At 65.1% G+C, this 22,713-nt stretch carries 7 protein-coding genes; 5 read left to right on the forward strand and 2 right to left on the reverse strand.

All coding sequences use genetic code 11. From position 1 onward, the window contains the following. Window positions 1-18: 18 nt before the first annotated feature. From pvdM to BLV20_RS28425, 3 genes are read left to right on the forward strand one after another with little or no spacing between them, the layout of a single operon-like run. Window positions 19-1,392 carry a pyoverdine-tailoring dipeptidase-like protein PvdM gene (pvdM, locus tag BLV20_RS28415; protein ID WP_092305685.1) on the forward strand — a complete coding sequence of 458 codons (1,374 nt, stop codon included), beginning with the start codon at window positions 19-21 and terminating at the stop codon, window positions 1,390-1,392. Between the two features lie 21 nt (window positions 1,393-1,413). Then, entirely contained in the window at window positions 1,414-2,715 is a 1,302-nt protein-coding gene (locus BLV20_RS28420) for a pyoverdine-tailoring periplasmic protein PvdN (protein WP_092305686.1), read from the forward strand. 56 nt (window positions 2,716-2,771) lie between these two features. Then, window positions 2,772-3,635 (forward strand): dihydropyoverdine dehydrogenase, encoded by an 864-nt coding sequence (locus tag BLV20_RS28425; RefSeq protein ID WP_092305687.1) that lies wholly within the window; start codon window positions 2,772-2,774, stop codon window positions 3,633-3,635. 86 nt (window positions 3,636-3,721) lie between these two features. On the opposite strand, the gene BLV20_RS28430 is transcribed toward BLV20_RS28425, so the two are convergent. Next, complete coding sequence (locus BLV20_RS28430) at window positions 3,722-4,594, reverse strand: formyltransferase family protein (protein ID WP_092305688.1); 873 nt, start codon at window positions 4,592-4,594, stop codon at window positions 3,722-3,724. Between the two features lie 325 nt (window positions 4,595-4,919). Here BLV20_RS28430 and BLV20_RS28435 point away from each other — a divergent pair, with 325 nt between their 5' ends. After that, window positions 4,920-6,569: a cyclic peptide export ABC transporter gene (locus tag BLV20_RS28435; protein ID WP_092305689.1), complete on the forward strand. Its 1,650-nt coding sequence runs from the start codon at window positions 4,920-4,922 to the stop codon at window positions 6,567-6,569. Between the two features lie 92 nt (window positions 6,570-6,661). Then, on the forward strand, window positions 6,662-9,136 hold the full coding sequence (locus tag BLV20_RS28440) for a TonB-dependent siderophore receptor (protein ID WP_092305690.1): 2,475 nt from the start codon (window positions 6,662-6,664) through the stop codon (window positions 9,134-9,136). A gap of 407 nt (window positions 9,137-9,543) precedes the next feature. On the opposite strand, the gene BLV20_RS28445 is transcribed toward BLV20_RS28440, so the two are convergent. After that, complete coding sequence (locus tag BLV20_RS28445; protein WP_092305691.1) at window positions 9,544-22,710, reverse strand: non-ribosomal peptide synthetase; 13,167 nt, start codon at window positions 22,708-22,710, stop codon at window positions 9,544-9,546. Between the last annotated feature and the right edge of the window lie 3 nt (window positions 22,711-22,713).

A 22,713-nucleotide genomic window follows, 5' to 3' on the forward strand; every position in this document is an offset into this window, starting at 1 on the left:
CCTGCGACTGGGATAGCAATGATCAAATTATCTGGTAAGAAACCCCTCTATCTGAGCCTGCTGCTACTGGTCATCCTCGCGCTCGGCGTCGGGGCCGGGGCCGCCTGGCACTTTTACTGGAAGGACCGCGTGTCTTACCCGGACAAGATCGTCAAGCACGCCAACGACCTGCAGGAACGGATCATTTCGTTCGACAGCCACATCACCGTCCCGCTGGACTTCGGCACCGAAGGCACCGAGGCGGACAAGGACGGCCGGCGCCAGTTCGACCTGGTCAAGGCGGCCCGCGGGCGGATGTCCGGCGCGGCCCTGAGCATCCTCGCCTGGCCGGAAATCTGGAACGGCCCGAACGCCCCGCATCGCCCCTCCGCCGGCTTTGTCGAGGAAGCGCGCCACCAGCAGGAAACGCGCTACCGGATCATCCAGGGCATGGTCCGCGACTTCCCCAACCAGGCGGCCATTGCCTATAGCCCCGAGGACTTTCGGCGCATCGCCTCGCAAGGCAAGCTCGCGGTGGTCATCAGCCTGCTCAACGCCTACCCCATGGGCGACGACCTCGACCAGCTGGACCACTGGGCCGCGCGCGGCATGCGCCTGTTCGGCTTCAGCTACGTGGGCAACAACGCCTGGGCCGATTCCTCGCGCCCGCTGCCGTTCTTCAACGACACCCGCGACGCCCTTGGCGGCCTTTCCGCCATCGGCAAGCAGGCGGTGCAGCGGCTCAACGACCTGGGCGTGGTGATCGATGTCTCGCAGATGTCGCAACAAGCCCTCGACGACGTCGCCGCGCTCACCCGGGCACCGGTGGTGGCCTCTCATTCCGCGCCGCGGGCGCAGGTGGATATCGCGCGCAACCTCAGCGACAAGGACCTGCAGACCATCAAGGCCACCGGCGGGGTGATCCAGGTGGTGGGCTTCTCCACCTACCTGCGCCCCCTCGGCCAGCCGACCCTGGACAAGCTCGAAGCCCTGCGCAAGGACTTCGACCTGCCACCGCTGCAAGGCCTGGATAACGCGCTGATGCCGGGCGACGCGATCATCGCCGCCTGGCCGGAAAAACGCTTCGGCGAATACGCCAGCTCGCTCTACGCGATCCTCGACCAGGAACCCAAGGCCGGCCTCAAGGAATACGTCGACGCCATCGACTACACGGTGAAAAAGGTCGGCATCGACCATGTCGGCATCAGCTCCGACTTCAATGAAGGCGGCGGCATCACCGGCTGGATGAACGTGGGCGAGAACCGCAACGTCACCGCCGAACTGATCCAGCGCGGCTACTCGGACGTCGAGATCGCCAAGCTCTGGGGCGAGAACTATCTGCGCGTCTGGGAACAGGTGCAGAAGCTGGCCAAGCCGGCCAGCAAAGCCCCTCAACCCGCCATCGCCGGCTGACCCATGACAGCGAGATTTCCAGTGACCGACCGCCGCACCTTCCTCAAGCACGCCAGCCTGCTCGCCGCCGCCCTGCCCTTTGGCAGCGCCGCCCTCGCCCAGGCGGCGCCGCCAACTCCCGCCGCCGCGCCCAGCGCCGATCAATGGAGCGAGCTGCGCCGGCTGTTCGAGCTCGACCCCGATTATGTGCACCTGGCCAACTTCCTCATCACCTCGCACCCGCGGCCGGTGCGCGAGGCCATCGACGGCTATCGCCGGCAACTGGACCGTAACCCGGCGGCGGCCATGGACTACGACAGCCAGTTCACCTGGCAACGCGAGGCCCATGTGCGCGAGCGCGTGGGCCGCTACCTGGACATCAAGCCGGCCCAGGTCGCGCTGATCGGCAGCACCACCGAGGGCCTGGCCATGCTCTATGGCGGGATCCACGTGCTGCCCCACCAGGAAATCCTGACCACCGTGCACGAACACTATTCGACCCGCAGCGCCTTGAAATACCGCACCCAGCGCGAAGGCACCCAGGTGCGCAAAATCGAGCTGTTCAAGTCGGCCCGGCAAATGTCCAGCGACGAGGTGCTGGGCAATATCGCCCGCAATATCCGCCCCAACACCCGGGTGCTGGGCATGACCTGGGTGCATTCGGGCAGTGGCGTGAAGTTGCCCATCGGCGAAATCGGCCAGCTGGTCGCCGAACACAACCGCAACCGCGACGAACGGGACCGCCTCCTCTACTGCGTGGACGGCGTGCATGGGCTGGGGGTCGAGGACGTGACCTTCGCCGACCTCAACTGCGACTTCTTCGTCGCCGGCACCCACAAATGGATGTTCGGCCCGCGCGGCACCGGGATCCTCTGCTCACGCTCGGAAAAACTCAAGCACCTGACGCCGCTGGTGGCGACCTTCTCCCAGGACGCGGACTTCGCCACCACCATGACCCCCGGCGGCTACCACAGCTTCGAGCACCGCTGGGCCGTGGACGAAGCCTTCGACCTGCACATGCGGCTGGGCAAGGCCAACGTGCAGTCGCGCATCCACGCGCTCAACAGCTACCTCAAGCAACGCCTGCAGGAACACCCGGGCATTGAACTGGTCACGCCGCAGAGCCCGGAACATTCCGCCGGCTTCACCTTCTTTCGCGGCAAGGACCTGAACACCGACGCCACGGCCGCCTGGCTGATCGAGAACCGCATCCTGGTCGACGCGGTGTACCGCGACGCCGGCCCGGTGGTGCGCATGGCCCCAAGCCTGCTCAACAGCGAGGCGGACATCGATCGCGCCATGGACTTGCTGGGCAAGCGCCCGCGCAGCGGGGCCGCGAGCTGAGTGCCCGGCGCCCCGACCACCGTCCCTCACCCTTCCCACTACAAGGTCATTTACCGATGAAACCCCTCGCTTATTCCTCCCTCGCCGCCATGCTCGGCTGCCTGGTCGCCCTGAGCGCCCACGCCGTCGAGCCGCCCAAGCCCGGCAGCGTCTTCAAGGACTGCAAGAATTGCCCGGAAATGGTCGTGCTGCCGGCGGGCAGTTTTCTCATGGGCACCCCCGAAGGCGAAGTCGGCAAGGAACCGGATGAAAGCCCGCAGCACACCGTCACCTTCAAGAAAGCCTTCGCCATGAGCCGCTTCCATGTCACCGCCGCCGAGCTGGACGCCTACATTCGCGAAACCGGGACGGTAATCAAGGACGGCGACACGCGCCCCGGGCGCCTGTGCCAGGCCAGCAAGCCACGCTATGAGCAGGGCCCGCGGCAGCCGGCGGTGTGCATCGACTATTACGAAGTCCAGGCCTACGCCCAGTGGCTGTCGAAAAAGACCGGCAAGCAATACCGGATGATCAGCGAGGCCGAGCGCGAATACGCCGCGCGCGCCGGCTCCAGCGGCCCGTTCCCCTTCCCTTTCGACGAGGAAGGCCAATACCAGATCAACAAGCACGCCAACACCTACGGCCCCAAGGATGGCTACAGCTTCAGCTCGCCCGTGGGCAGCTACCCGCCGAACGCCTTCGGCATGTACGACATGCACGGCAATGTGTACGAGTGGACCGCCGACTGCTGGCACCCCAACTACGAAGGCGCGCCGAGCGATGGCAGCGCCTGGATGACCGGCGGGGTCTGCGCCGATGCGCAGATGCGCGGCAATGACTGGGGAGAGGCGCCGGTGTTTTCGCGTTCGGGCAACCGCAACAGCCGCAAGCGCGAAGTTCGCGGCGACTTCCTGGGCTTTCGCGTAGCCCGTGAACTCTGAAGCAGGAAAACCGCCGGGGACCCGGCCCCAGCCTGTGAGCGGTCGATCGCAGCAGCCCCGGGCTGCCGCGATCGACCGTCATTCATTCACGCCACGACCGGAGCGTGCTCACCGGTAGCTGCACTCTCCTCGCGCCGCAACCCCGCCATGTGCATCAAGCCTTCATGCAAGGCCGGGAACAGGCTGTGGTTAAAGTTGTTCCAGCGCAGCTCGAGGATGGTGTCGTCCGGCGCGATCTCGGTGTTCAGCACGTCGACTATTACCTCGCCGGAATCGATCCCGTTATCCACATAGTGGAAGGACGCCCCGGTCATGGGCACCACCGGCACGGAACGGGTTTCCAGGGTCTGCCAGTCGACCACCTTCTGCCCCCGCGCGCCGTACAGCGCATCCAGGGTGGCGTAGGCGCCACGGCGCTCGTAAGGCGATTCCAGGCGGGTGATGCCCGGGTGAATGTTGACGATCCGGCGATAAAACGGCCGGCCCGGACGCACCAGCTGGTCGAGGATCACCAGCAAGCCGTCCAGCACCACCAGTTCCACGCCCAGCGCTTGCAGCTTGTGCAGCAGGCGCTGCTCGAAATCGTGCTTGCCCGCGACCCGCTCCGGCGCGTCCAGCGCCAGCCGCCGGTAGGTCGAAGGCACCGCGTGCAGCAAATCGTTGAGCGCTCGCCCCTGCACCGACAGCTGCGGCGGATAGAACCACTGATGGCCCGGCCGGAAGGAAAAACCGTAGTCGCGGACTTTCTCGCGGTCGCTCGGCGAGTCGGCGTCATCGTCGTAGATCATCGCCTCGAGCGAATAGAGATCGCCCAGGGGCGATTGATCCAGCGCCTCGGCCAGGTATTCCAGGGGCGACTTCATGTAGCGCTCTTCGCCCTTGTACTGGACGTACTGCCCGGCCTTGTCGGCGGCGGCGTTTCTCAGGGACCAGATGTAGGCAATCTTTGTCTTCGTCATGGTTTCACAATCAAGGAAGGGATCGGGACCTGGGCGGCCCGCGCTGGATCGCCGCTCGGCATCCAGTCATGGCGCTGGCCCAGGGTGCTCCCTTGTTAAACGAACGGTTACCCCGTGGATTTATCCCCGCGCGCCCGCGCCGTCCTGGCGCGCTAAATCCCCACCCGGCTGCTTCGTCTAATCATTCAGAGGCAATGGGCCGTTACCGCCCGTTGCGCTTGCCGCGAACGCTGCCCGGCGTACGCCACGGGCCTGCCGCGCAGTACCGCGGCGGCGTCCCCACAAGCACCGCCCCCCAGACCACCGCTCGAAACAGGAAATCCTAATGACCAACCCGGCACGCGGCGCTACCCGCGAACTCTTGGGCCTGCTACGGCCTTTCTGGTTCACCGTGACCTTTTCCATCGTGCTGGGGGTCATCGCCGGCTTGAGCGTCACCAGCCTGCTGGCGACCATCAACACCGCCCTGCACGCGCCGACCGGCATGAGCCGCGACGTCGCGGCGCTGTTCGCCGGCCTCTGCCTGCTGGCCATGGCCAGCTCGATCTTTTCCGATATCGCCAGCAACTACGTGGGCCAGCACATCATCGCCAAGCTGCGCAAGGAACTGGGCGGCAAGGTGCTGTCGGCGCCCATCGAGCAGCTCGAGCGCTTTCGCAGCCATCGGCTGATCCCGGTGCTCACCCACGACGTCGACACCATCAGCGACTTCGCCTTCGCCTTCGCCTCGCTGGCCATTTCCCTGTCGATCACCCTGGGCTGCCTGACGTACCTGGCGACCTTGTCGCTGCCGATCTTCCTGATCGTGATGGTCGCCATCGTGATCGGCGTGCCCGTGCAGTACTTCGCCAGCTCTCGCGGCATCAAGGGTTTCTACGCGGCCCGGGATGAAGAAGACGTGCTGCAAAAGCACTACAGCGCAATCGCCGACGGCGCCAAGGAACTGCGCATCCATCGGCCGCGCCGCCAGAGCATGCTGGTGGACAAGATCCAGGCCACCGCCGACCGGATCTGCGCCATCCAGATCAAGTCGGTCAATATCTTCATCCTCGCCAAGACATTCGGCTCGATGCTGTTTTTCGTGGTCATCGGCCTGGCCATTACCCTGCAAGCCATCTGGCCCAGCGCCGACAAGGCGGCGATGAGCGGCTTCGTGCTGGTGCTGCTGTACATGAAGGGCCCCCTGGAACACCTGCTGCTGACGATGCCCACGGTCAACCGGGCGCGGATCGCCTTCCGCCGCATCATGCAGCTCTCGGAACAGTTTTCATCGCCCGAGCCGCATCTGCTGACCCAGGTGGGCGAGGTCAAGCAGCAGTCCGTGCAGAGCCTGGAACTGCGCAATGTGCGCTACGACTACCCGAGCGTGGAGGGCGCGGCCGCCTTCAGCCTGGGGCCGGTGAACCTGAAGATCGAACAAGGCGACATCGTGTTCATCGTCGGTGAAAACGGCTGCGGCAAGACCACCCTGATCAAGCTGCTGCTGGGCCTCTACACCCCGCAGTCGGGCGAAGTGCGGCTCAACGGCGAAGCGGTCAAGGCCCAGACCCTGGACGACTACCGCCAGCTGTTCACCACGGTATTCGCCGACTACCACCTGTTCGACGAACTGCTGCAGGGCAGCCCGACCCTGCCCGAGGATGTCGGCCAGTACCTGGAGCGCCTGGAAATCGCCCACAAGGTCAGCATCCGCGACGGCGCCTTCACCACCACCGACCTTTCCACCGGCCAACGCAAGCGGCTGGCGCTGGTCAACGCCTGGCTCGAGGGGCGCCCGCTGCTGGTCTTCGACGAATGGGCCGCCGACCAGGACCCGACGTTCCGGCGGATTTTCTACACACAGCTGTTGCCCGACCTCAAGCGCCTGGGCAAGACCATCATTGTCATCAGCCATGACGATCGCTATTTCGACGTCGCGGACCAGCTGGTCCGCATGGAGGCCGGCAAGGTCATCACTCAACTGCAACCGGCGTGATTTTTTCCGGTTTATGACAGGTCGTGCGTCATACAGATAGCATTGAGAATTAATAGCATTAACACTCCAACCTTGCCGTCACATAAGAGCATATGAGCATGCCTGCACAACATCGACTCAACCTCCTGACGAAAGCGCTGCTACGCCACGCGTTCTCGCCCAAACTGACCGCCCGTGCACTGGGGCTGGCACTTGCGCTGCCGTTGATGGGGCAAGTGCAGGCACAGGAGGTCGCGTTCAACATCCCGGCGCAACCGCTGGCCGCCGCGCTGCAAGCGTTCGGCCAGCAGGCGAACCTGCAAGTGCTCTACAGCCCGGACGACATCCAGGGCAAACGCAGCAACCGCTTGAGCGGCAAGCAGGACCCCGCCCGCGCAATCGCCGAACTGCTCAAGGGCACCGGCGTCGCCTACAGCCTGCAAGACAGCTCGGTGACCATTCTCAGCCCGGGCGCGGCCGGTGCCCTGGAGCTGGGCGCGACCACCATCAGCGGCAAGGGCCTGGGCAGCACCACGGAAAACACCGGGTCCTACACCACCGGCCCGATGCAGACGGCGACCAAGCTGGCGCTGTCCAACCGCGAGACGCCGCAGTCGGTGACGGTCATCACCCGCAAGCGCATGGACGACCAGAACATGAAGAGCCTGGAGGACGTGCTCAAGAACACGCCGGGCATTTCCATGACCAAGGACGGCCCACAGCGCACGACCTACTACGCCCGTGGCTTCGCAGTCGAAAACCTGATGACCGACGGCCTGTCCAACGACCTGTCGCACTACCTCAGCCGGGACATGAACTCCTCGCCGGACATGGCGATCTTCGACCGGGTCGAAGTGGTGCGTGGCGCCACCGGCATGATGCAGGGCTCGGGCAACCCGTCGGCGGCCATCAACATGGTGCGCAAGCGCCCGACCGCGACCCCGCAGGTCAACATCACCGCCAGCGCGGGCAGCTGGGACAACTATCGCACCGAGTTCGACGCCTCCAACGCGCTCAACGAAAGCGGCACCCTGCGCGGTCGCGTGGTCACCGCCTACCAGACCAAGGACAGCTTCCAGGACTACACCAGTTCCGAGCGCTCGGTGTTCTACGGCATCACCGAAGCCGACCTCAACGAAGACACCACCTTCACCTTCGGCGTGTCCAATCAGAACGCCAATAACAACAGCGCCTGGGGCGGCCTGCCGACCGCCAAGGACGGCAGCGACCTGAACCTGAGCCGCTCGACCTACCTGGGCAACGACTGGGAATACTGGGACCAGGACAACACCACCGCCTTCAGCCGCCTGGAATACCGTTTCGCCGAGAACTGGAAGCTGCTGGTGGCCGCGAGCAAATCCTGGTCCGACCTCGACATGTTCGGCACCATGCCCCAGCGTATGGGCGCCAACTACGACCAGTTCGGCCAGTACAACGGCAAATACAAGTACGAAGACCAGCAAAACAGCTACGACGCTTATGTCACCGGGCCGTTCTCGCTGTTCGGGCGCACCCATGAGCTGGTGGTCGGGGCCAGCCAGCGCGAGCTGACCTTCAAGGGCAAGGGCAACTACAGCAGCATCAACACCAACACCGACCTCGGCTCGCCAGGCAACAACCCCAAGCCCGACCTGAGCAACACCCCTTGGCGGCAAAACCGCGAGTCCGAACAGAAAGGCACCTACCTCACCACCCGCCTGAACATGACCGACTCGCTGAAAGTCATCCTCGGTGGCCGCCTCGACTGGTACGACTACGACGTGGAAACCAGCTGGAACGGCGTCAAGTACTCCAGCAGCCTGCCGAACAAGGTCACCCGCCACCTGACCCGTTACGCCGGGGTGATCTACGACCTCGACCAGCACCACTCCGTGTATGCCAGCTACACCGATATTTTCCGTCCGCAGACCGAGCTCGACTCGCAGAACAACGCGCTGGAACCGATCGAAGGCAAGAACTACGAGATCGGTATCAAGGGCGAATACTTCGACGGCGCGCTGAATGCCAGCGCCGCGATCTTCCGCATCGACCAGGAAAACCGCGCCAAGCAGCTGGACATGAACCAGTGCTCGGCGGGCACCAGCTCCTGCTACGAAGCCGCGGGCGAAGTGCGCAGCCAAGGTATCGAACTGGAAATCAACGGTGCCCTGGCGCCGGGCTGGGAACTGGGCGCGGGCTACACCTTCGCCGAGGTCAAATACATCAAGGATGCCAACGAGGCCAACGAAGGCCGGCTGTTCGACACCGACATCCCGCGCCATATGTTCAAGGCCTTCACCACCTACCAGTTGCCTGGCGACCTCAATCGCTGGACCGTCGGTGGCGGTATCTATCGCCAGAACACCATCTACAACCAGGGCAGCAACTTCTACGCCCCGTCGACCAACTACCGTATCGAACAGGAGGCCTACACCCTGGTCGACCTGATGACCAGCTACAAGGCCACGGAAAATGTCGATATCCGCCTGAACATCAATAACGTCTTCGACAAGAAGTACTACCAGAGCATCGGCACCAACACCCTCTACGGCATCAACCAATATGGCGATCCGCGCAATGCCATGGTGACGGTACGCTGGTCGCTTTGAACCCCGCCTGAAGCGCCCTGCCGGTCTGACCGAGCAGGGCTCCAGCCTGGGATCGCCTCGCCGATCCCGGGTTGCCCCGCCCCCGCCCCGCCTTTCTTTCCCACCTCTTGAGCCCGAAGTCCGCGCGCCTGTGCGGCAACCTGCCGAGCGCCTTTTCGCCTCTCGCTGGCAACAGCGCAATGCCGCGGGTTATTGCCGCGGACGACGGGCACAGCGCATCCGGCCGGCGCTCGAAACAGCAGCCATGCCTGGCGCAAGGAATCGCCCCATCGCCCCATCGCCCCGGCGACGACCCTCGAGCGCCCTGCCAACGGCGAGCCCGGGCCGGCGCCCGGCACTAAAAAAACCATCCGGCGCAGCATAAAAAAGGCCCGGGTCATCGCTGACCCGGGCCTTTGGCGTGGCACTTAACGCTGAGCCAGGAAGCGCTCCCCGAGGCCGTCCAGCAAGCTTGGCGAAACGATCATCTGCTCATGGCCAGCCGCAACCCTGGCCGAGCTGGCCGGTCGCTGGCCGCCCGCCAGGGCGCCGATGGCCTGCTCCAACTCCACGATCTGGGCCTCGCTGTAGTCCGCCGACCACCACAGGTGCGGGCTGGCCCGCAGCGGCCGGTAGCTGTAGCCGGCAAACAGGCGGCGCAGGTCGTTGAACACCGCATTCACCAACGAGCTGTCGAACTCGGCCTTGAACAGCGTCACCGCCCGGTCCAGTTCCGCGCGCGGCAGGTCGGTATGGGCGACCATCCAGGCAAAGATGCTGTCCCAGGACAGCTGCGCCTCGGCTTGCAAGCGGCTGCCGATCAGCCCGGCCTGCGCCGGGTAGAGCAGGCACAGCTTGTCGATCACCGCGCGCCATTCCGACTCGGCGGCCAGCTCTGCCGCGGGCACCTGCAACGCCACCGGGCGATGCGCGGCAGTCGCGGGCGGGGTCGGGTCGAACAGCCCGAGGAAGCTGACCTCCTCGCCCATGGCCTCCAGCTCGCTGGCGGCGTCCATGGCGATCGACCCGCCCAGCGACCAACCGAGCAACCGGTAGGGGCCGTGCGGCTGGACCTTCCTGATATTGCCGACATAGCGCTGCACCATGGCCGACCATGAGGTTTCGCTCCAGCCTGCCTGCAGGTAGGCCTCGTTCAGCACCCCGTAGACCGCATGACGGTCCTTGAGCCGCGCCGCCAGCGAGAGGTAGCAATAGACAGTGCCGCCCGCCGGGTGGAAACAGAAGACCGGCTGCCCGGTGCCGCCCAGCGCGACGATATTGTCGGCCTTGGGCGCCTGGCGCGTGGTCGCCAACCGGGCCATTTGCTGCACATCCGGCGAGGTGAAGACGGTGTTGAGGCTCAACTCCAGCCCCAGGGCCTGCTTGATCTCGCTGACCAGCCGCAACGCATCCAGCGAGTGGCCGCCCAGTTCGAAGAAGTTATCGGTCAGGCCGACCTTCTCCAGCTTCAGCACATTGGCCCAGATCGCGGCAAGCTGCTGTTCCAGCTCGGTTTGCGGAGCGACATAGGCCTGCTGCATCTGGCTGGCCTCGGCTTTCGGCAGGGCCTTGCGATCCAGCTTGCCGTTCGGCGTCAGCGGCAGCGTTTCCAGGAACAGCAGATAGGTCGGCACCATGTAATCCGGCAGGCTCGCCTTGAGTTGCGCCTTGATCGCTTCGCGCAGAGGGGCCTGCAACTCGGCATTACCGGCCACCTCAATATCAGCCGGGACGATGTAGGCCACCAGTTGCTGGCCGCCCTCGCCGTCCTGCGCGAGGACAAAGGCTTCGCGCACCGCCTCCTGCTGCACCAACCGCGCTTCGATTTCCCCCAGCTCGATGCGGAAACCACGCACCTTCACCTGATGGTCGATGCGGCCGATGTATTCGATCACCCCGTCGTCGCGATAACGCGTCAGATCGCCGGTGCGGTACAGCCGGCCGCCATCGGTGGCGAATGGGTTGGGTACGTATTTCTCGGCGGTCAGCGCCGGGCGGGCCAGGTAACCCCGGGTGACCCCGGCTCCGGCCAGGTACAGCTCGCCCGCGCTGCCGGCCGGCAGCGCCTGCAAATCCGCGCTGAGGATATAGCCCTGGGTATTGCTGATGGCCCGACCGATATTGGCCCGGCCACCTTTTTCCCGGCGGGTGTAAGTGGAATAGGTGGTGTCTTCCGAGGGTCCGTAGAGGTCGTAGACATGCTGAAGCCCCGGACTTTCATAAAGCTTGTCGACCAGTGTCTGTTTCAGCGGCTCACCGGCCAGATTGACGATGCGCACGCTGGCCGGGATTTGCCCACCGCGCTGTAACGCGGCGATGGCCGACGGCACGGTGTTGATCAAACGCACCTGATCGCGCGCCGGCAGGTCAGGCAGCTCCAACGCATTGCGTGCCAGGACGATATAACCGCCCGCCGACAACGTGACAAACAGCTCCCACACCGACAGGTCGAAGCAGATCGAGGTCGAGGCCAAGACCCCTTGCAGGTCCGCCGGGCTGTAGACCTGCAACGACCAGTCGATCAGCGCCAGCACGTTGCGATGGGCGATGGCCACGCCCTTCGGCAAACCAGTCGAGCCGGAGGTGTAGATCACATAGGCCAGGTTATCCGGGGTCGCCACCGCGACTGGATTCTCCGCCGAATAGCCGTCGAGCCAGCCCGCGTCGCCATCCAGTTGCAGAATGTGCAGCGACTCAATACTCGGCAGCACTTGCAACAACGCGCTTTCGGTCAGCAGGATCTGCGCCTGGCTGTCCTGGAGCATATGGGCCAAACGATCCTGCGGATAATCCGGATCCAGCGGCACATAGGCGCCGCCAGCCTTGAGCACCGCCAGCAGAGCCACAACCATCTCCGGCGAGCGCTGCAAGGCCACGCCGACCCGCACTTCCGGGCCGACGCCGGCCTCGATCAGCCTGTGCGCCAGGCGGTTGGCCCGGGCGTTCAATTCCCGATAGCTGATGCTTTGCTCGGCAAAGATCAACGCCTGGGCGTCCGGCATGTTGGCGGCCTGAACCTGGATCAGCTCATGCACGCACCGCTCGCTCGGGAAGTCGCTGACGGGCGGATTCCACTCATGGAGGATTCGCGATTGCTCGGTGGCGCCCAACAGCGGCAGCTCGCCCAGGGACCGTTGCGCGTTGAGCATGATGCCCAGCAGCAGGTTCTGCAGCTGCTCGCCCAACTGGCTCACCGCCGCCGGGGAAAAGGACGCCAAGGCGTATTTGAATTCCAGGGACAGGCTGTCGCCCATGCCCACCAGCAAGGTCAGCGGGTAGTTGGTCTGCTCGTGGTTGCCCACGCTGCCGAAGCGCAACTGCCCAGGCGAGCCCTGCTCCAGGGCTTGCGAGACGGGGTAGTTTTCGAACACCAGGATATGGTCGAACAGCGCCTCGCCGCCCAAGCCGGCCCAGCGCTGCACGTCATACAGCGGCGTGTGTTCGTAGTCGCGCAGGGCCAGGTTGTGGGCTTGCACCGCTTGCAGCCAGTCGCCAACTCGCATGTCCGGGCGTGGCGTGGCCACCACCGGCAGGGTGTTGATAAACAGGCCGATCTGCTGCTCCACGCCCTTGAGCTCGGCCGGGCGCCCGGACACCGTGGCGCCGAACACCACCGTCTCCTGGCCGGTGCAGCGTTGCAGCAACAGCAGCCAGGCCGCCTGCACCAACGTATTCACCGTGACTTTCTGTTGCCGGGCGAACTCGCCCAGGCGCCGGGTCTGTTGCGCATCCAGGCTGTGCAGATGGGTTGCATGGCCGCTGGCGGGCAGCGCCCGCGGGGCCGCGACCATGGCCTGGGCCAGGCGTGTCGGCTCGTCCAGCCCTGCCAATTGTTCCTTCCAGAACCCTTCGCTGGCCTGGGCGTCCTGGCGTTGCAGCCAGGCGATGTAGTCGCGGTAGCGCCCCGGCGCATGGCTCGGCAACTGCCCGGCATAACGCTGCAACACCTCACCCAGCAGCTGCGAATTGCTCCAACCGTCCATCAGGATGTGGTGGTTGGTGTAGATCAGGTGATGGCGGTTGTCGCCGGTGCGCACCAGGACCAGGCGCAGCAAGGGCGCGGTGCCCAGGTCGAAGCCGCGCTGGCGCTCCTGCTCGGCCAGGGCGTCCAGGGCTTCCGCTGGCTGGCCACGCCCGTCATGTTCGACACAGTCCAGCGCGATCCGCTTGTGCACCACCTGCACCGGTGTCGCCAGCTCGCCCTGCCAGATAAAGCTGCTGCGCAAAATATCGTGGCTGTCTATGGCGTCCTGCCAGGCCTGCTGGAAGCGCTGCGGCTCAAGCCCGTCCACGTCGACCCGCAGTTGGTTGATGTAGTCGCCCGCGGCCTGCTCATACAAGGTATGGAACAGCATGCCCTGCTGCATCGGCGACAGCGGATAGATGTCTTCGATCTGTGCCGTCGGCACTGACAAGCGGTCCAGCTGCGCCTGGGTCAGCGCCGCCAGCGGGAAGTCCGACGGCGTTACCCCGCGATGCTCGGGCTGGCTGCAATGCTCGATCAGCGCCTTGAGTTCCAAGGCGTAATCGTCGGCCAGGCGCTGGATGGTCGCGCGGTCGAACATCGCCCGGCTGAAGCTCCAGCCCAGGCTCAACTCACCGCCATACACTTGGCCGTTGAGGCTCAGCCAGTTGCCCAGCGGCGCCTCGGGGCTTTGATCGCGGCCCTTGGCTTCATTGGCCGGGGTGAACAACGCGTCCTGCTCGCCGAAGCTGGCGTCGAACTGGCCCAGGTAGTTGAAGGTAATGCGCGGCACGGCCAGGGCCTTCAAAGTGGCCCGTGCCTGCTCGTCGCCCAGGTAACGCAAGGCACCAAAACCGATGCCTTTATTCGGTACGGCACGCAGCTGTTCCTTGATCTGCTTGATCGACTCGGCCAGGGATTCCCGTGGGCTCAACTTCACCGGGAACGCACTGGTGAACCAGCCGACGGTGCGGGTCAGGTCGAGGTTGTCGAACAGCTCCTCGCGGCCATGCCCTTCAAGCTGCACCAAGGTACTGGCGGCGCCGGTCCAGCGGCCGATGACCCGCGCCAGGGCAGTCAGCAGCAGGTCGTTGATCTGCGTGCGGTAGGCCGCCGGGGCGTCCTGCAACAGCCGTTGGGTCGCGGTTTTATCCAGCCGTGTATGGACGCTGGCAGCGTGCTTGTTCTGCAACTGGCCGGCGGCGTGGTCCCACGGCAGCCTCGACTCGACGTCCGCCAATTGCGCCTGCCAGTAGCCCAGCTCCTGCTGCAAGGCCGGGCTGGCGACGTAGGCCCGCAACTGCTCGGCCCAGGCTTGGGTGGAACTGGTCTTGGCCGGCAGCGACCGGCCCTCCAGCAGCGATTGCAGGTCCTCCAGCAAAATGCGCCAGGACACGCCATCGACCACCAGGTGATGGATCGCCAGCAGTAAACGCTGGCTGCCGTCGGCCAGGGCGAACAACACCGCGCGCATCAGCGGCCCATCCTCCAGGCTCAAGCTGCGCTGGGCGCGCTCGCCCAGTTGTTCCATTGCCTGGTCGTCGGCCACCGTGGCTTCCCAGAGGATCTGCGGCTGCGGGTCCAGCGCCCGATAATGCGCAGTCCAAATGCCGCCCTGCTCGATGAAGCTCAAACGCAGCGCGTCATGTTGCTGCACCAAGGCCTGCAATGCCCGCTCCAGCACCTCGCCCTCCAGCGCCTTGGCCGGCTTGAGCAGCACCGACTGGTTCCAGTGCTGGCGCTCGGCAATCGGCTCTTCGAAGAACCATTGCTGGATCGGCAGCAGCGCGCTGTCGCCCGACACCGGGCCCTGGTCGATCTGCAAGCCACCCTCGCCCTGCTCCGCCACCGAAGCCAGGCCCTGCACCGTCTGGTGCTGGAACAACTCCTTGGGAGTAAAACGGATGCCCGCCTGGCGGGCGCGGCTGACCACCTGGATCGAGATGATCGAGTCGCCGCCGAGCTCGAAGAAGTTGTCGGTCAGGCCGACCTGTTCCAGCTTCAGCACATCGGCCCAGATCGCGGCGATCTGCTGTTCCAATTCGGTTTGCGGGGCCACATAAGCCTGCTGCATCAACTGCGCATCGACCTTGGGCAGCGACTTGCGGTCGAGCTTGCCGTTCGGGGTCAGCGGCAAGGCACTAAGGAACAGCAGGTAGGTCGGCACCATATAGTCCGGCAGGCTTTCCCGCAGACGGGCCTTGATGCTTTCGCGCAACGATGCTTGGCGCTCTGAGTCGAGGGCCACGTCCGCGTCCACCGGCACGATATAACCCACCAGCTGCTGCCCGCTCGGCCCGGGCTGGGCGATCACCGCCACTTCCAGCACCGGTTCCTGCTCCAGCAGCCGCGCCTCGATCTCGCCCAGCTCGATGCGGAAGCCACGCACTTTCACCTGATGGTCGACACGGCCGACGTACTCCACCAGACCGTCGGTGCGGTAACGCGTCAGGTCGCCGCTGCGATACAGCCGCGCTCCGCTGGTGCTGTAGGGGTCGGGGATAAAACGCTCGGCCGTCAGCCCTGGCCGATCCAGGTAACCCCGGGCCACGCCGAGGCCGCCCAGGTACAGCTCGCCCGCCACCCCAACCGGCAACAAATTGAGGTTGGCATCGGCCACGTAGGCGCTGCGATTGCCGACGATATTGCCGATCGGCGCGTAGGCCGCGTCGCATGGATCGCCGGCGCGGGCTTTCCAGATCAGCGGCGTCACCACCGTCTCGGTGGGGCCGTAGCCGTTGAAGATGTACTTGGGCCGCAGCACGCGCCAGGCCAGGTCATAGCTGGCCTGGGGCACCGCGTCGCCGCCGAAGCAATACACTCGCACCGCCGGCGGATGGCCGTCGCGTTCGGCATGCACCGCCAGCTGTTGCAGGTACACCGGCGGGAACACGCCGACGGTCACGCCGTGGCGGTGCATCTGCTCGTAGGTGTATTCCGGCGACCACAGGCTGTCGTCGCGAATCAACACGCTGGCGCCGTAGATCAACGGGTGCATCCAGCCTTCATGGGAACCGTCGAAGGCGAACGACATAAAGTGCAGTTCGCAGTCCGCCGGGCTCATTTCATAACGTTCACCGGTGGCCAGGCTGTGCATCGCCAGCGGCCCGTGGGACACCGCCACACCCTTGGGCAAACCGGTGGAGCCGGAGGTGTAGATCACGTAGGCGAGGTTTTCCTCGGCCAGGGTCACCTGCGGGCAGGTCGCCGGGTAGGCGGCAAAATCGGCGGCGCCTGCGACGCACAGGGTCGGCAGGCCGTCCGGAATTGGCAGGCGTTGCAGCAGGTGTTCCTGGGTCAGCAGCAGCCAGGCGCCGCTGTCCTGCATCATGTAGCGCAGGCGGTCCTGGGGATATTCGATGTCCAGCGGCACATAGACGCCGCCGGCCTTGAGCACCGCGAGAAAGGCCACCATGATTTCCGCGCAACGCGGCATGGCGATCGCCACCCGCACCTCCGGCCCCACCCCCAGCTCGACCAGCTTGTGCGCCAACTGGTTGGCCTGGACGTCGAGTTGGCGATAGCTCAGGCGCTGTTCGGCAAAGATCACCGCCAGGGCATCCGGGGCCTTGGCCGCCTGGTCGGCGAACAGTTGGTGCACGAAGCGCTCGGTCGGGTAGACCACCTGGGTGTGGTCCCAGTCCTGGCGGATCCGGCGCTGCTCCTCCAGGGTCAACAGCGGCAGTTCGCCCAGGCCGCATTGCGGTTGCTCGGCCATGCTCAGCAGCAGGCCCTGCAAGTGCCCGCCCAGCTGGACCATCGCCGACTCCGGGAAAGACTCCCGCGCATAAATCAAATGGAACGCCAGGGTCGAGCCCAGGTTGACGGCGACGGTCAGCGGATAGTTGGTCTGCTCGTGGTTGCCCACCGCGCCGAAACGCAGCCCCTCGGGTGCGCCTTGCTCCAGGGCTTCGGAGACCGGGTAGTTCTCGAACACCAGGATATTGTCGAACAGCGCCTCGCCACCCAAGCCGGCCCAGCGCTGCACGTCGTACAGCGGCGTATGTTCGTAGTCGCGCAGGGCCAGGTTGCGCGCCTGCACCGCTTGCAACCAGTCGCTCGCCGTCATGTCCGGGCGTGGCGTGGCCACCACCGGCAGGGTGTTGATAAACAGGCCGATCTGCCGCTCCACATCCTTGAGCTCGGTCGGCCGCCCCGCCACCGTGGCGCCGAACACCACGGTGTCCTGGCCCGTGTAGCGTTGCAGCAACAGCAGCCAGGCCGCCTGCACCAGGGTATTCACCGTGACCTTCTGCTGCCGGGCGAACTCGCCCAGGCGCTGGGTCTGCCGGGCATCGAGGCCGCACAGGTAATGGCCGTGGCCGTGGGCCAGTGGTTCCTGCTGCGAACGGGTGAAGGCTTGCACCAGGCGTGTCGGCTCGTCCAGCTCTGCCAGTTGTTCCTTCCAGAACCCTTCGCAGGCCTGCGCGTCCTGGCGCTGCAGCCAGGCGATGTAGTCGCGGTAGCGCCCCGGCGCCTGGCTCGGCGGCTGGCCGGCGTAGCGCTGCAACACCTCGCCGAGCAGCTGCGAATTGCTCCAGCCGTCCATCAGGATGTGGTGGCTGGTGTAGATCAGGTGATGACGGTTGTCGCCGGTACGCACCAGGACCAGGCGCAGCAAAGGCGCGGCGCCCAGGTCGAAACCGCGCTGGCGCTCGGCGTCGGCCAGGGCGTCCAGGGTTTCCGCTGGCTGGCCACGCCCATCATGTTCGGCAAAGGCCAGGCTGGTTTGCTTGTGCACGATTTGCACCGGCGTCGCCAGTTCGCCCTGCCAGATAAAGCCGCTGCGCAGAATATCGTGGCTGTCGAGCGCGGCTTGCCAGGCCTGGCGGAAACGTTCGGCATCGAGCCCGTCCACGTCGACCCGCAGCTGGTTGATGTAGTCGCCCGCGGCCTGCTCGTACAACGTATGGAACAGCATGCCCTGCTGCATCGGCGACAGCGGGTAGATGTCCTCGACCTGCGCCAGCGGCACCGGCAAATGGTCCAGTTGCTGCTGGGTCAGGGCCGCCAGCGGGAAGTCCGACGGCGTTACGCCGCGATGCTCGGGCTGGCTGCAATGCTCGATCAATGCCTTGAGTTCTTCGGCGTATTCGTCGGCCAGGCGCTGGATGGTGGCGCTGTCGAACATCGCCTGGCTGAAGGTCCAGCCCAGGTTCAGCTCGCCGCCGTAGACCTGGCCGTTGAGGCTCAGCCAGTTGCCCAGCGGTGCCTCGGGGCTCTGATCTTCGCCCTTGGCTTCGCCGGACGGCGTGAACAAGGCGCCTTGCTCATCGAAGCTGGCGTCGAACTGGCCCAGGTAGTTGAAGGTGATGCGCGGCACCGCCAGGGCCTTGAGCGTGGCTTGAGCCTGCTCGTCGCCCAGGTAACGCAAGGCGCCAAAGCCGATGCCCTTGTTCGGTACGGCGCGCAGTTGCTCCTTGATCTGCTTGATCGACTCGGCCAGGGACGCCTGCGGCGTCAGCTTGACCGGGAACATGCTGGTGAACCAGCCGACGGTGCGGGTCAGGTCGAGGTTGTCGAACAGCTCTTCGCGGCCATGGCCTTCGAGTTGCACCAGGGTACTGGCGGCGCCGGTCCAACGGCCGATGACCCGCGCCAGGGCGGTCAGCAGCAGGTCGTTGATCTGTGTGCGATAGGCCGCCGGGGCATCCTGCAACAAGCGCTGGGTATACGCCTTGTCCAGGTGCGTGCTGACGCTGGAGGCATGTTTGTTCTGCAGGCCGCCCGCCTGATGGTCGCAGGGCAGGCTCGCGTCGGCATCGGCCAGCTGCGCCTGCCAGTAGCCCAGTTCCTGCTGCAAGGCCGGGCTGGCGGCGTAGGCTTGCAACTGCTCGGCCCAGGCCTGGGTGGAGCTGGTCTTGGCCGGCAGCTTGAGCGCTTGCCCCGCCGCCAGCTGGCCCAGCGACTGCTGCAAATCTTCGAGCAAAATGCGCCACGACACGCCATCGACCACCAGGTGGTGGATCGCCAGCAACAGCCGCTGGCTGCCATCGCCCAGGGTAAAGAGCACCGCGCGCAACAAGGGGCCCTGTTGCAGGTCGAGGCTGCGCTGGGCCCGCAGGCCCTGTTGCTGGAGTTCCTGCGCATCGGCAACCGTGACCTGCCAAAGCAGCGGCTGCTCGCTCGCCTCGCGATAACGCGCGGTCCAGCCCTGCGCTTGCTCGACAAAACCCAGGCGCAAGGCGTCGTGCTGCAGCACCAGGGCCTGCAATGCCGGCTCCAGCACTCCAGCGTCCAGCGGCCTGGCCGGCTTGAGCAGCACCGACTGGTTCCAGTGATGGCGCTCGCTCATGGGCTCTGCGAAAAACCACTGCTGCACCGGCAGCAACGCGCTGTCGCCCTGCACCAGGCCCTGGTCGATCTGCAAGCCGCCCTCGCCCTGCTCCGCCACCGAGGCCAGGCCCTGCACCGTCTGATACTGGAACAGGTCCCTGGGGCTGAAACGAATGCCCGCTTGCCGGGCGCGGCTGACCACCTGGATCGAGATGATCGAGTCGCCACCCAGCTCGAAGAAGTTGTCGGTCAGGCCGACCTGCTCCAGCTTCAGCACATCGGCCCAGATCGCCGCGAGCTGCTGTTCCAGCTCGGTTTGCGGCGCCACATACACCTGCTGCATCTGGCTGGCCTCGGCTTTCGGCAGGGCCTTGCGATCCAGCTTGCCGTTTGGCGTCAGCGGTAGGGCCTCAAGGAACAGCAGATAGGTCGGCACCATGTAGTCCGGCAGGTGGGCCTTGAGTTGCGCCTTGATGGCCTCGCGCAGGTTGGCCTGACGTTCCATATCAAGCGTCACTTCGGCATCGCTCGGCACCACATAGGCCACCAATTGCTGGCCGCCCTCGCCGTCCTGCGCGAGGACAAAGGCTTCGCGCACCGCCTCCTGTTGCACCAGTCGCGCTTCGATTTCCCCCAGTTCGATGCGGAAGCCGCGCACCTTCACTTGATGGTCAATCCGCCCGATGTATTCGATTACTCCGTCGTCGCGATAACGCGTCAGGTCGCCAGTGCGGTACAGGCGGCCGCCATCGCTGGCGAACGGGTTGGGCACGTATTTCTCGGCGGTCAGCGCCGGGCGGGCCAGATACCCCCGGGTGACCCCGGCTCCGGCCAGGTACAGCTCACCGGCACTGCCGGCTGGCAGTGCCTGCAAGTCCGCGCTGAGGATATAGCCCTGGGTGTTGCTGATGGCCCGGCCGATATTGGCCCGGCCACCTTTTTCTCGGCGGGTGTAGGTGGAATAGGTCGTGTCTTCCGAAGGCCCATAGAGGTCGTAGACATGCTGCAACGATGGATTCTCGTAGAGCTTGTCGACCAGGGTCTGTTTCAGCGGCTCACCAGCGAGATTGACGATGCGCACGCTGGCCGGGATTTGCCCGCCACGCTGCAAGGCGGCAATCGCCGACGGTACGGTGTTGATCAGCCGCACCTGATCGCGCGCCGGCAGGTCAGGCAGCTCCAACGCATTGCGTGCCAGGACGATATAACCACCGGCCGACAGCGTGACAAACAACTCCCACACCGACAGGTCGAAGCAGATCGAGGTCGAGGCCAGCACCCCTTGCAAATCCGCCGGGCTGTAGACCTGCAACGACCAGTCGATCAGTGCCAGCACGTTGCGATGGGCGATGGCCACACCTTTGGGCAAACCAGTCGAGCCCGAGGTGTAGATCACATAGGCCAGGTTGTCCGGGGTCGCCACCGCGACAGGATTCTCTGCCGAATAGGCATCAAGCCAACCTTCCTCGGCATCCAGTTGCAGGATTTGCAGCGACTCAATACTCGGCAGCACCTGCAACAAGGCGCTCTCGGTCAGCAGGATTTGCGCCTGGCTGTCGCGCAACATATGCGCCAAACGATCCTGCGGATAATCCGGGTCCAGCGGCACATAGGCGCCGCCGGCCTTGAGCACCGCCAGCAGGGCCACGACCATTTCCGGCGAGCGCTGCAAGGCCACGCCGACCCGCACTTCCGGGCCGACACCCGCCTCGATCAGCTTGTGCGCCAGGCGGTTGGCCCGGGCGTTCAGCTCTTGGTAACTGAGGGCCTGTTCACCGAACAGCACGGCCCGGGCATCAGGTGTTGCAACGGCCTGCACCTGGATCAGCTCATGCACGCACCGCTCGCTCGGGAAGTCGCTGATGGGCGGATTCCACTCATGGAGGATTCGCGATTGTTCGGCGGCAGCCAGCAGCGGCAAGTCCCCCAGGCGCTGGTTCGGCTGTTCGACCATGCCTTGCAGCAACCGCACCCAGCACTGGGCCATGCGCTCGATGGTGCTGGCCTCGAACAGGTCGGTGGCGTAGGTCAGGGAAGCCCAGAGGCCGTCCTCGGCCTCGAAGGTGTCGAGCGTCAGGTCGAATTGCGCGGCACGCCCCTTCCAGCTCAGGGTCTCGATGCACAGGTCGTCCAGGCGCTGGCTGTGCCCGTCTTTCTTGACCGCGGTCTGGTGGTTGAACATCACCTGGAACAGCGGGCTGTGGCTCAGGCTGCGCTCGGGGCGCAACGCTTCGACCAGTTGCTCGAACGGCAGGTCCTGATGGGACTGGGCCTGCAAGGCCGTCTGCTTGACCTGTTGCAGGAAGTCGCTGAACGAGCGCTGGCCATCGACCTCGGCCTTGAGCACCTGGGTGTTGACGAAGAAACCGATCAGGCGCTCGGTTTCCACCCGGCTGCGGTTGGCGGTCGGCACGCCGACGCGGATATCCGCCTGGCCGCTGTAGCGGTGCAGCAACACCTGGAACGAGGCCAGCAACAGCATGAACAAGGTGACGCCTTCGCGTTGCGCCAGCTGTTTCAGGCCGACCCGCAGGTTCGTCGGCAGCGGGATCTCCAGCGCCGCGCCGCGATAGCTCTGCATCGCCGGCCGCGGATGATCCAGGGGCAGCATCAGCAGCGGCTGTTCACCGCCCAATTGCTCCCGCCAGTAACCCAGCTGCCGGTCCCTTTCGCCGGCCTCCATCCAGTTGCGCTGCCAATTCGCGTAATCGGCATATTGGATCGGCAGCGGCGTCAGGCTGACCTCTTTGCCCTGGCGGTAGCCGGCGTACAGCTCGATCAGCTCGTCGACCATCACCCCCATCGACCAGCCATCGGAGACGATGTGGTGCTGGGTCAACACCAGCACATGTTCCGCTGCGCCCACGCGCAGCAGGCTGGCCCTGAGCAACGGGCCCGAGCGCAGGTCGAACGGCGGTTGCAGCTTGCTGTCGGTCAGCGCATCGAGCCGGGCCTGGTAAGACTGTTCGCCCTCGCGCAGTTCGATGAGGTCGATGTTCAAAGGCGCTGGCGGATGAATCACTTGCACGGCGTTGCCATCTTCCTCGGAAAAGGTGGTACGCAGCGTTTCATGGCGGGCGATCAGCGTATCGAAGGCATGGCGCAGCGCCGACAGGTCCAGCTCGCCCGTCAGGCGCAACGCCGTGGTGATGTGATAGGCAGTGCTATGCGGCTCCAGCTGCCAGAGAAACCACTGGCTTTCCTGGGTGTAGGAAAGCACCGGCGCCTCATCGGCGCCGCGCCGGCTGATAGGAGCGATACCGAAAAGGTTGATGCCCTTTTCCTTAAGCAAAATCGCCAAGGCCCTTCTTTCCTTGGAAGAAAGCGTGCCTACCGAGTCGATTAAAGCTTGCATGTA

It is taken from the genome of Pseudomonas sp. NFIX28 (assembly GCF_900107395.1).
Classification (GTDB): Bacteria; Pseudomonadota; Gammaproteobacteria; order Pseudomonadales; family Pseudomonadaceae; genus Aquipseudomonas.